The organism is Pseudomonas sp. PB120 (assembly GCF_009761815.1).
Classification (GTDB): domain Bacteria; phylum Pseudomonadota; class Gammaproteobacteria; order Pseudomonadales; family Pseudomonadaceae; genus Aquipseudomonas.
Genome location: NZ_RWIN01000082.1, coordinates 15,041 through 25,744 on the forward strand (window position 1 = coordinate 15,041; position 10,704 = coordinate 25,744).

The window sequence follows — 10,704 nt, forward strand, 5'->3', positions numbered from 1 at the left end:
TCCTCGCAGGCTCTGATCGCCTTGCTGCGGTGATCAAGAGCCTGCCCCTGCCCCCCGAAAATCCCCCTGACTTCCAATCCTCTAAATAGGCGGTCTGTGGATCGCTATTGCCGAAGGAGAGACAGACCATGTTTTTACAGGGTTATGGTGCGCTGATTCTTGAAGGTGCATTCGCAACCATCAAGTTGGCGTTGCTCTCGATGTTACTGGCGGTTTCGCTCGGCCTGATAGGCGCGTCGGCAAAACTGTCCAGCCATCGACCGCTGAGAGTGCTGGCAACCGGATACACCACGCTGATCCGCAGTGTCCCTGATCTGGTGATCATGTTGCTGCTGTTTTACAGCCTGCAAATTTTGCTGAACGTTTTCACCGAATGGTTGCACGTCCAACAGATTGACCTGAACCCGTTTGTGGCCGGCGTGTTTACCCTGGGGTTCATTTACGGCGCCTATTTCACCGAGACGTTTCGCGGGGCCTTTCAGTCAGTGCCTGTCGGCCAACTGGAGGCCGCCATCGCCTATGGCATGAGCCGTCGGCAACTGTTCATGCGGGTGCTGTTTCCGCAAATGATGCGCTTTGCGCTTCCCGGCATCGGCAACAACTGGCAGGTGCTGATCAAGGCCACCGCGCTGGTCTCGATCATCGGCCTGATCGATATCGTCAAGGTCACTCAGGACGCCGGCAAACACTCGATGCGCCTGTTCTTCTTTAGCCTGATTGGTGCTCTGATCTACCTGGCGATTACCACCCTGTCCAACGGCGTGTTGTTGTGGCTTGAACGCCGCTACTCGGCCGGCGTCAGGGGGGCACAGTTATGATCGGCATCTTGCAGGAGTATTGGCAGTCCTACCTTTGGTTCGATGGCTATCAACTGTCCGGCGTTGCCATGACCTTGTGGTTGCTGGTCGTGTCCATCGCCATCGGCGGCGTCCTCTCCGTGCCCCTGGCCGTGGCGCGGGTCTCACGCAACCCCTTCATCCGTGGGCCGGTCTGGTTCTATACCTATGTGTTTCGGGGCACGCCGTTATACATCCAGTTGCTGCTGCTTTATACCGGGGTCTACAGCCTGGAGATGGTCCGCGATCAACCGCAGCTCAATGCCTTTTTCCGCGAAGGCATCAACTGCACCTTGCTGGCCTTTGCCCTCAACACCTGCGCCTACACCACGGAGGTGTTCGCCGGCGCGATCCGCGCGACGCCTTACGGTGAAATCGAAGCCGGGCGCGCCTATGGCATGTCCAGCTTCACCTTGTACCGACGAATCATCCTGCCCTCGTCGCTTCGTCGTGCGCTGCCGTACTACAGCAATGAGGTGATCCTCATGCTGCATTCCACCACCCTCGCCTTCACGGCCACCGTGCCTGATTTGCTGAAGGTCGCCCGGGATGTGAATTCAGCGACCTATTCCACTTTCGAGGCATTCGGTCTGGCGGCGATGTTTTACGCCCTGATGGTGTTTGTCCTGGTCTGGTTCTTTCGCCGCTGCGAAGTTCGCTGGCTGGCCTTCCTGCAACCTCAAGCGCATTGATTTGCCGTCATTTGGAGAGCATCGAACATGTACAAATTACGCATCGATGAGCTGTACAAGAATTACGGTCCCCACGAAGTCCTCAAGGGTGTGTCGCTCAAAGCCAAGGCCGGTGACGTCATCAGCATCATCGGCTCGAGCGGGTCGGGCAAGAGCACCTTCCTGCGCTGCATCAACTTCCTCGAGCAGCCCTGTGCGGGGCGAATCAGCGTCAACAACGAAGAGATCCGCACCCGGCAAGACATCAACGGCGCGATGAGTGTGGCCGACCCGCACCAACTGCAAAAAATTCGCACCAAGCTGTCGATGGTGTTCCAGCATTTCAATTTGTGGCAACACATGACGGTGCTGGAAAACATCATCGAAGCGCCCATTCATGTCCTTGGCATCAAGCGCAAGGACGCTGTGCAGCGTGCCCACCAGTACCTGCGCAAAGTTGGCCTGGATGCCAGCGTCGACAGTAAATACCCCTCGCACCTCTCGGGCGGCCAGCAACAGCGCGTGGCCATCGCCCGTGCGCTGGCGATGGAGCCGGAAGTGATGCTGTTCGACGAGCCGACCTCGGCGCTCGACCCGGAACTGGTCGGCGAAGTGTTGAAAGTGATGCAAGCGCTGGCAGAAGAAGGCCGGACCATGGTGGTGGTCACCCACGAGATGGGCTTTGCCCGGCACATTTCCAACCACGTCATGTTCCTGCACCAAGGCCGGGTGGAAGAGGAAGGACATCCCGGCGACGTCTTGGTCAATCCGAAAAGTGAGCGGTTGACGCAGTTTCTCTCCGGTCGTTTGAAGTAATGCTACGTTCGATATGAGGCAACCATGAGCGCAAGTTTCCCCACGCACCCGAGTTTCAACAACCAACGTGAGCAATTCCTGGCGGCTGCCAAGGCTGCCGGGGCCAACCTGACCACTTACCCTCACCCCTTGAAGGGGCCATTTGGCGAGCCATTGAGTACCGATGTCACCTGGCTTGGCGACCCGCAGGCCAGCAGAGTGCTGGTCGCGATCAGCGGCACCCACGGCGTTGAAGGCTTCTATGGCTCGAACTGCCAGATCAAATGGCTGCTGGAGTTCGGCGAAAGGTCCCTGCCGCCTGATGTCGCGGTCCTGATGATCCACCTCGTCAATCCCTGGGGCACGGCGTGGATGCGCCGCGTCAATGAAGACAATATCGACCTTAATCGCAACTACCTGGACTTCACGGGGAGACTGCCGGAGAACCGGCAATACGAGGCGTTGCACGGGGTTTATGCCTGTGAACAGCGGCTGGGACCCGCACGCGAATATGCCAATGCGCAGCTCAACGATCGCGTCCAGACCGAGGGCTGGTCAACGGTGATGTCGATTGTCGAAGCCGGCCAGTATCACCACCCGGATGGCCTGTTCTACGGCGGGCAATCGGCGAGCTGGACGAACAAAACCCTGCACGGGATTTTGCGGGAGCACCTGAGCCACACCCGGGTGGTCATGTGTTTTGACCTTCACACCGGCGCCGGGGACTATGGCCACCCGATGCTGATGACGATTGCCCAGGCCGAATACCCGGCGTTCAGCGATGCCCAGGCCATTTATGGGCCGTGGCTGTACACCTTGATCACCGGGCCTGGCAGCCAGAGTGACACCGGCGTGGCGGCAACAGCCACGGGGTACACGTCACACGCCATCATTGAAGCGCTGCCGGACGTGCACCTGATGCCGTTCGTGATTGAATGCGGCACGTATCCCGGAGAACAGATCCATACCGTTTTGCGCGACGACCATTGGCTGCACCTGCACGGGGATCTGGCCGAGCCAGTGGCCGGGCAAATAAAGCTGAAGCTGCTTGAACAGTTCTACCCGGCCGATCCGGACTGGCAAGCCCTGGTGTGGCTGCGCACACGACAGATCTGGGAGCGCGCCTTGGCGGCGTTGCCACTCATTCAACCGTAAAACCCTGCTGCCCCCCTCAAACCTCTCCCATTCAAGACTGCCCTGCGCGGTCTTGAATGCGTTTGTTCGTCGTACTTTTTCAATGCCAGTCATGTTAGCCAAACTAAATAAACGAACAGATTTAGACATCTATTCTCACTCAATCCCCTCCTCGTAACCTGAACGCCTCGCTAGCCATCGTTCGCCAGCAAACGCGAACAACACAACAACAAGGAGAACCCCCATGTTTTTACGAAACGCATGGTACGTGGCCGCCAGTGAAGCCGAGTTGGGTGAAGATCTCTATCCGGTCACGCTGCTCAGTGAGTCCGTGGTGCTTTACCGCAAAAGTGACGGCACGCCGGTCGCCCTCGAAGATGCCTGCCCGCACCGCAAGTTGCCGCTGTCCATGGGACGCCGCAAGGGTGATGACATTGAATGCGGTTACCACGGCTTGACCTTCGACTGCTCGGGCAGCTGTGTCCGCGCGCCGGGTAGCCAACGCATTCCCCAAGGCGCCAAAGTGCGCAGCTACCCCCTCGCCGTCCGCTACGGTTTGATCTGGATCTGGATGGGCGATCTCGAACTGGCAGACGAATCCAGAATTTGCGAGGTGCCTGAATGGGGTGACCCGGCATGGGGCCTCAATCGTGGCGACAGCATGATCATCCCGTGCAATTACTTGTACATGACCGACAACTTGCTGGACCCAGCGCATGTCGCCTGGGTGCATCAATCGTCCTTCGGCAACGCGGCCTGCGCCGAAGAACCGCTTAAGACCACCGTCACCGACGTCGGCGTGATCGTTTCGCGGTGGATGCGCGATGTCGAAGTGGCGCCGTTCTACGCCAAGTTCGTCACGTTCAGTGGACGGTGTGATCGCAAGCAGCATTACGAAGTGCATTACCCTTCCCAGGCCATTATCAAGGCCCTGTTCACCCCCGCCGGCACCGGTTCTGACGAAGGAGAAATGCACGAACAGGTGTTCCTGATGAACTCCTACAACTTCATGACCCCCATCGACGAATCGAACACGCGCTATTACTGGTTTCAAGTGCGTAACTTCGATACCGAAAACGAGGAGGTGTCACGCCAGTTCGACGAGGACGTGCGCCACGCCTTTGCTGAAGATCGAGTCGTCCTGACGGCCGTGCACAAGGGGATGGCCAACAAACGCACGCCCAACATTGATCTGGCCTCCGACTCCGGTCCGCTGCGTTTCCGCCGCAACCTGGAAAAATTGATTGCACAGGAGCAGACAGGCCAATTGATTCCGCTGACCCAACGGCACGTTGCGGAACAAAAGACGGAGGCATGAGATGGGGACTCAATTGCAAACGCCGTCCGCTTCGACAGGCTTCAAAACGTTCCGGGTCATGGAGAAGATTCAGGAAAGTGCCGTCATCACGTCGTTCGTCCTGACAGCGACCGACGGGTTTTCCACCCTGCGATTTCGTCCGGGTCAGTTTCTGATTGTTCGCCTGCCGCTGGGAGATGGCGTGACCGCGTTGCGCAATTACAGCCTCTCCGGTGACGCCAATGACCCCTCGCGCTTACGCATTTCGGTCAAGCGCGAACCGGCACCGTTCGACCGGCCCGAGCTGCCACCGGGTCAAGGGTCCAATCACTTGCATGATGCCGTACAGGTCGGCGACTCGCTGGAGATCGCCGGCCCCACCGGCACCTTCGTGCTCGACGAAGAGAGCCCAAGGCCAGTTGTGCTGTTCAGCGGCGGCGTGGGGCTCACGCCGATGCTCAGCATGCTGCATCAGCTGAGCCGTCATTCTTCGCGTCCGGTGTTTTTCATTCATGCCTGTGAAAGTGGAACCGTGCATGCCTTTCGTGACGAGGTGTTGGCACTGGCCAGCCGTCGCCCGGGGATCCATGTGCATTTCTGCTACCGCAACCCGGAGGCAGACGATCTGGCCAAGGGTGTTTTTCACAGCCAGGGCCTGGTCAGTCGGGAAACCTTGCAACGGCTGCTTCCATTGGACGACTACGACGTTTACCTGTGCGGGCCGAGGCTCTTTATGCAGGCGAACTGGCGTCTGTTGCGCGACCTTGGGATTGCGAGCCAGCGTATCCACTATGAATTCTTCGGCCCCGCGACGGTACTCGAAGAGGATGAAGTCATCGCGACGGCGCCCTTGGCCACGCCTGAACCCACGGCGCCGGTTGAAGGTGCGCTGACCGTGGAATTTCTGCCGTCCGGTACGCGCGTGGCCTGGGACGAGAGTTGCCAGTCACTGCTCGAACTGGCCGAACAGGCCGGCCTGACACCGGCCTTCAATTGCCGGGCGGGCTTGTGTAATACCTGTCAGGTCAGCCTTCGCGAAGGCTCCGTCGAGTATGTCGAAACGCCGCTGGATGAACCTCAGAGCGGTAGCATTCTGCTCTGTTGCACCCGCCCTACCTCTGCCGTGACCGTGGATTTGCGGCAGTGATCGGCTGCAAGCCAGGTTTTTTGCTGTTGGCTGGCGGGATGATTTGCTGATGTGCTGTTGGCTCGGCAACACTTGGGACGGTGTTGTCTGGGCGGACGCCATCGCGAGCAGGCTCGCTCCTACAGGGATTTTGTGAGCGCTGGAGAATCAATGTGGGAGCGAGCCTGCTCGCGATGGGGCCAGACCCGTCGCCGCAGGAGCCGGATAAAGGTAAGATATCGCCCCTTCCCCGCAGCCCTTCCCTGCACCCCGCCGAATAAGCCGATTCCATGCCTTTCGAACTCAGCGTTGACCTCACCACCCTGGCCATTCTGGCCATTGTCGCTTTCATTGCCGGCTTCATCGACGCCATTGCCGGCGGCGGTGGGCTGTTGACCACCCCGGCGCTGCTGACTGCCGGCCTGCCGCCGCACCTGGTGCTGGGCACCAACAAACTCAGCTCGACCTTTGGGTCGGCCACCGCCAGCTTCACCTTCTACCGCCGCAAGCTGTTTCATCCTCGGCAATGGGTGCATGCCATCGTCGGCACCCTGGTCGGCGCACTGACCGGCGCCATCGTCGCGCATTACCTGCCGGCCGAATGGTTGAACAAGATGCTGCCGGTGATCGTCTTCGCCTGCGGCGTGTACCTGTTGTTCGGTGGAACGCCAAAAGCGCCGCTGGACAGCAACGCACCGATCAAGAAAAAGTGGCAATCGACCCAAGGCTTCAGCCTCGGCTTCTATGACGGCGTGGCCGGTCCCGGCACAGGTGCGTTCTGGACCGTCAGCAGCCTGCTGATGTACCCCATTGACCTGGTGAAGGCCAGCGGTGTGGCGCGCAGCATGAACTTCGTCAGCAACATTGCGGCGCTGTCGGTGTTCGTGTTTTCCGGGCAAGTGGACTGGATCATCGGCCTGTGCATGGGCCTGTCGGTGATGGTGGGCGCGTTTTTTGGCGCACGGTCCGCGATCAGCGGCGGCGCCAAATTCATTCGCCCGGTGTTCATCACTGTGGTGCTGGGCCTGACGGTGCGCCTAGCCTGGCAGCACTGGTTCAGCGTGGCCTAACCGCCGCGCCACGTAGACGTCGATCAGGTAACGGGCAATCGAGCGTGACGCCGGCAACGGCGGCAGCTCATGCACGTTGAACCACTGGGCGTCTTCGATCTCGTCTTCCTGGCAGACAATCTCGCCGCCCGCGTACTCGGCGTGAAAACCCAGCATCATCGAGTGCGGGAACGGCCAGCACTGGCTGCCCAGGTACTGGATGTTCTTGACCTCGATCTGTACTTCTTCACGCACTTCACGAATCAGGCAGTCCTCCGCCGACTCGCCCGGCTCGGCAAACCCGGCCAGCGTGCTGTAGACCCCGCTGACGAAACGCGGCGAACGGGCCAGCAGCACTTCATCGCCACGGGTCACCAGCACGATCATGCTCGGTGAAATGCGCGGATAGCTGCGCAAATCGCACGGCTGGCAATGCATCGCCCGCTCCCTCGGCACCTGCGTCATGGCCTGCCCGCAGTTGCCGCAAAAACGGTGCTCGCGGGCCCAGGTGCCGATTTGCGCCGCGTAGCCGAGCACCTTGTAGACCGTGTGATCGCCTTCCAGCATGAACGCCCGCAGGCCTTTCCAGTTGCAGCCCGGCACGTCGCTGTGACTGCGCAGCTCCAGCAGGTAAACCGGTTCGCCATCCAGATGGCCGATGCCGTGCTCAGCGAGGATCGACAGGTCCTGGCGCTTGAGCCATTCCCGGGGGAACAGCGCGCCATTGTCGTCGAACAGAAAGCCCTCGGGGCTGCGCGCCACGGCCCAGCCGCCGGGTTGATCGGTGTCCAGTACTGCGGTGGTCCAGCGTGAAGTCATTTTTCAATCAATCCAGAAATTCGGGTTTCTGTTTGCTCATATGGGCGGCCATGGCCACGCGCAGATCGGTGGATTGCAGCATGGCGGCGTTCCAGGTGGCGACGTATTCGAGGCCGTCGTCGATGCGATGGTCGCGCATGTAGCTGATCATTTCCTTGGTGCCGGTGATCGCAATCGGCGATTTGCCGGCGATGTCGCGGGCAATGCCCATGACGCCGTCGAGCAGGCTGGCGGCATCGCTGTAGACGCGATTGACCAGGCCCATGCCGCGCGCTTCTTCGGCACCAAAGGTGCGACCAGTGTAAGCCAGTTCACGCAGCATGCCGTCACCAATGATTCGCGGCAAGCGCTGCAAGGTGCCGACGTCCGCCGCCATGCCGATGTCGATTTCCTTGATCGAGAATTGCGCGTCTTCGGCGGCGTAACGCATGTCGCACGCAGCAATCAGGTCGATCGCGCCGCCCAGGCAGTAACCCTGAACCGCCGCCAGCACCGGCTTGCGGCAGTTGTCGACCGCATTGAACGACGCTTGCAGGGCCAGGATCTTGCGGCGCAACAAGCGGGCATTGCGGCCGACGTCCTTGCCCAGTTCATTGGCGACCCCGGCCAGCATCATCAGGTCGATACCGGACGAGAAATGCTTGCCTGCACCACTGAGGACCACCACGCGAACTTCGTCGGTGTCCTCCACCCATTGGAAGATCTCGATGATCTCGCTCCAGAAGGCGGCATTCATCGAGTTGATTTTTTCCGGGCGATTGATCTGCACATGGGCGATTTTGTCGGCCAGTTCGACGGTGAACGCAGTGTACTGAGTCATGGCAGTGATCCTTTACCGGGCAAAAAATAAGGCCGGAACTATAACAAGGCATCCGGTCTGGCAGTAAGGCAGCGGTTCGGCCAAAAGCGGGACCCTAGCGCGCACCACAACAGTGCGAGGCCCTTTTATGCGTTGCACATTCATGTGACTGCCAGATTACTTTTTAGGGCAAAAAAGCAAAAAAACATGCACTTCGTCGGGGCGATTTTGTCCCGTTCCGGTACGTCCGTACCGCTTTGAACCGATTGTCGAACAATTTTGCCATTCTCGCTTTACCGCTCTAAGTTCTGGCCTAGACTCATTTTCGCGGGGCAAAACCGGCCGGTCACAAAGTGTAAAAAAAATCGAAACTTTTGCTGTTTGTGGTCGGTCCTCTGAAAGGTAGGTGCGTTGCCACTGGTGCAATCCTTGCAACGACGACTCCAGCCATTCTGCTTCAACACATTGGGAGCGTTTGCTCAACGATGTGTCGCGCGTTTGCGCCCGGCCACAGGACTTGGCCATGAAACACCGTTTTTGTCAGACCTGAGAATTAGATCAACAACACGGGAGATTCATATGATCAGTGCGGCTTTAGATATTCAGGGAGAGCGTGCTCATCAGCAGGTCGGCGATTCGAACGCCGTGAGTGCGCCAGCTGCCCAATCGGTCATCGCTCCCGGCACCCGGACGCTTGTACCGGCTGTCAGTCAGAATCCGAACAGAAAGAAAGTGCTGTTCGTGACCTCGGAAATCGCCGACCTGGTGAAAACCGGTGGTCTGGGCGACGTTTCCGCCGCCCTGCCCCGGGCCATGTCGCATTTGCACGACGTGCGCGTGCTGATTCCAGGCTATCCGCAGGTGCTGCACAGCGAAAACCCGATTCACATCATTGGTGAACTGGGTGGGCATGCGGCCTTGCCGCCGTGCAAGATCGGGCGCATGGACATGCCCGACGGTCTGGTCATTTACGTGTTGATCTGCCCCGAGCTCTACGAGCGCGAGGGTTCGCCTTACGGCGCCAATAACGGTCGCGACTGGCCGGACAATCACATCCGCTTTGCCCGCCTGGGCCTGGCCGCCGCCGATATTGCCGCCAACCTGGCACAAATCCACTGGTGCCCGGACCTGGTGCACGCCCATGACTGGCCGGCCGGCCTCGCGCCTGCCTACATGCACTGGCGTGGCCAGCGCACCCCGACGCTGTTCACCATCCATAACCTGGCCTATCAAGGCGTGATCAGCCTGGGTTCGTGCCCGGAGCTGGGCATTCCAGCCCATGCCCTGCAGCAGGAAGGCATGGAGTTCTACGGCAAGATGTCGTACCTCAAGGCCGGCATGGCCTATTCGAGCCACATCACCACGGTCAGCGCCACCTACGCCCAGGAAATCACCACCCCGGCCTTCGGCTGCGGCCTCGACGGTTTTCTCGCAGCCAAGACCCAGCAAGGTTTGCTCAGCGGCATTCCAAACGGCATTGACGAGAGCTGGGATGCGGCCACCGATACGCACCTGTTCCGCCCGTTCAGCATTGGTGACTGGGAAGGCAAGGCCGTGAATGCCGCGCATGTGCGGGAACTGTTCGGCCTGGACGACTCCGAAGGCCCGCTGTTCGCCGTGGTCTCGCGCCTGGTGTATCAGAAAGGCCTGGACCTCACCGAAGCCGTCTCCGAATACATCGTCAAGAACGGCGGCCAGATCGCGATCATCGGTCGTGGCGAGCCGGAAGAAGAACAAGCCATGCGTGAACTGGCCCTGCGTTTCCCCGGACAGATCGGTGTGCGCATCGGTTTCAACGAAACCGATGCCCGCCGCATGTTTGCCGGCAGCGACTTCCTGCTGATGCCTTCGCGGTACGAACCTTGCGGCTTGAGCCAGATGTACGCCCAGCGTTTCGGTTCGTTGCCGGTTGCCCGCAATACCGGCGGTTTGGCCGACACCATCGAAAACGGTGTCACGGGGTTCCTCTTCGACGAGTCCACGGTGGAAAGCTATCAAGAAGCGCTGAGCCGGGCCTTCAAGGTGTTCGCGTTTCCCGACCTGCTCCACGCCATGCGCTGCCGTGCGATGGCTGCACCTTTTAACTGGTGCAAAGCGGTCGAACCGTACGCCGAACTCTACGAACAACTGGTCGCCAAGGCGTTGGGTAAATCAGGCCACAAATAATCAGAGGTTTTC

At 59.7% G+C, this 10,704-nt stretch carries 10 protein-coding genes; 8 read left to right on the plus strand and 2 right to left on the minus strand.

Going from position 1 to position 10,704, the window contains the following annotated elements:
* The first annotated feature begins 128 nt into the window (after window positions 1-128).
* From EJA72_RS15905 to EJA72_RS15935, 7 genes are all read left to right on the plus strand, one after another.
* Window positions 129-818, plus strand: a complete 690-nt coding sequence (locus tag EJA72_RS15905) for an ABC transporter permease (RefSeq protein WP_157712379.1) — start codon at window positions 129-131, stop codon at window positions 816-818.
* Window positions 815-1,528: an ABC transporter permease gene (locus EJA72_RS15910; RefSeq protein ID WP_157712380.1), complete on the plus strand. Its 714-nt coding sequence runs from the start codon at window positions 815-817 to the stop codon at window positions 1,526-1,528. The genes EJA72_RS15905 and EJA72_RS15910 overlap by 4 nt, the downstream gene beginning before the upstream one ends.
* Before the next feature lie 27 nt (window positions 1,529-1,555).
* Window positions 1,556-2,323: an ABC transporter ATP-binding protein gene (locus EJA72_RS15915; RefSeq protein ID WP_157712381.1), complete on the plus strand. Its 768-nt coding sequence runs from the start codon at window positions 1,556-1,558 to the stop codon at window positions 2,321-2,323.
* A gap of 24 nt (window positions 2,324-2,347) precedes the next feature.
* A complete protein-coding gene (locus tag EJA72_RS15920) occupies window positions 2,348-3,457 on the plus strand; it encodes a DUF2817 domain-containing protein (RefSeq protein ID WP_157712382.1) in 1,110 nt (369 codons plus the stop codon).
* A gap of 223 nt (window positions 3,458-3,680) precedes the next feature.
* Window positions 3,681-4,754, plus strand: a complete 1,074-nt coding sequence (locus EJA72_RS15925; RefSeq protein ID WP_157712383.1) for an aromatic ring-hydroxylating dioxygenase subunit alpha — start codon at window positions 3,681-3,683, stop codon at window positions 4,752-4,754.
* Between the two features lies 1 nt (window position 4,755).
* On the plus strand, window positions 4,756-5,880 hold the full coding sequence (locus tag EJA72_RS15930; protein ID WP_157712384.1) for an FAD-binding oxidoreductase: 1,125 nt from the start codon (window positions 4,756-4,758) through the stop codon (window positions 5,878-5,880).
* Window positions 5,881-6,149: 269 nt separating this feature from the next.
* Window positions 6,150-6,929, plus strand: coding sequence for a TSUP family transporter (locus tag EJA72_RS15935; protein ID WP_157712385.1), 780 nt, complete (start codon window positions 6,150-6,152; stop codon window positions 6,927-6,929).
* On the opposite strand, the gene nudC is transcribed toward EJA72_RS15935, so the two are convergent.
* Together nudC and EJA72_RS15945 are read right to left on the minus strand one after the other, a co-directional pair.
* On the minus strand, window positions 6,897-7,727 hold the full coding sequence (gene nudC, locus EJA72_RS15940) for an NAD(+) diphosphatase (protein WP_157712386.1): 831 nt from the start codon (window positions 7,725-7,727) through the stop codon (window positions 6,897-6,899). The two genes, EJA72_RS15935 and nudC, sit on opposite strands and share 33 nt — an antisense overlap.
* 7 nt (window positions 7,728-7,734) lie before the next feature.
* Entirely contained in the window at window positions 7,735-8,547 is an 813-nt protein-coding gene (locus tag EJA72_RS15945) for a crotonase/enoyl-CoA hydratase family protein (RefSeq protein WP_157712387.1), read from the minus strand.
* 558 nt (window positions 8,548-9,105) lie between these two features.
* Between EJA72_RS15945 and glgA the strand changes: the two genes are divergently transcribed.
* Window positions 9,106-10,692 (plus strand): glycogen synthase GlgA, encoded by a 1,587-nt coding sequence (glgA, locus tag EJA72_RS15950; protein ID WP_157712388.1) that lies wholly within the window; start codon window positions 9,106-9,108, stop codon window positions 10,690-10,692.
* The last annotated feature ends 12 nt before the right edge of the window (window positions 10,693-10,704 follow it).

What these genes read in the sequence shown, in the direction of transcription:
- EJA72_RS15905 (WP_157712379.1), top strand. Translation starts at nt 129, where the DNA reads ATGTTTTTACAGGGTTATGGTGCGCTGATTCTTGAAGGTGCATTCGCA.
- EJA72_RS15910 (WP_157712380.1), top strand. Translation starts at nt 815, where the DNA reads ATGATCGGCATCTTGCAGGAGTATTGGCAGTCCTACCTTTGGTTCGAT.
- EJA72_RS15915 (WP_157712381.1), top strand. Translation starts at nt 1,556, where the DNA reads ATGTACAAATTACGCATCGATGAGCTGTACAAGAATTACGGTCCCCAC.
- EJA72_RS15920 (WP_157712382.1), top strand. Translation starts at nt 2,348, where the DNA reads ATGAGCGCAAGTTTCCCCACGCACCCGAGTTTCAACAACCAACGTGAG.
- EJA72_RS15925 (WP_157712383.1), top strand. Translation starts at nt 3,681, where the DNA reads ATGTTTTTACGAAACGCATGGTACGTGGCCGCCAGTGAAGCCGAGTTG.
- EJA72_RS15930 (WP_157712384.1), top strand. Translation starts at nt 4,756, where the DNA reads ATGGGGACTCAATTGCAAACGCCGTCCGCTTCGACAGGCTTCAAAACG.
- EJA72_RS15935 (WP_157712385.1), top strand. Translation starts at nt 6,150, where the DNA reads ATGCCTTTCGAACTCAGCGTTGACCTCACCACCCTGGCCATTCTGGCC.
- nudC (WP_157712386.1), bottom strand. Translation starts at nt 7,727, where the DNA reads ATGACTTCACGCTGGACCACCGCAGTACTGGACACCGATCAACCCGGC.
- EJA72_RS15945 (WP_157712387.1), bottom strand. Translation starts at nt 8,547, where the DNA reads ATGACTCAGTACACTGCGTTCACCGTCGAACTGGCCGACAAAATCGCC.
- glgA (WP_157712388.1), top strand. Translation starts at nt 9,106, where the DNA reads ATGATCAGTGCGGCTTTAGATATTCAGGGAGAGCGTGCTCATCAGCAG.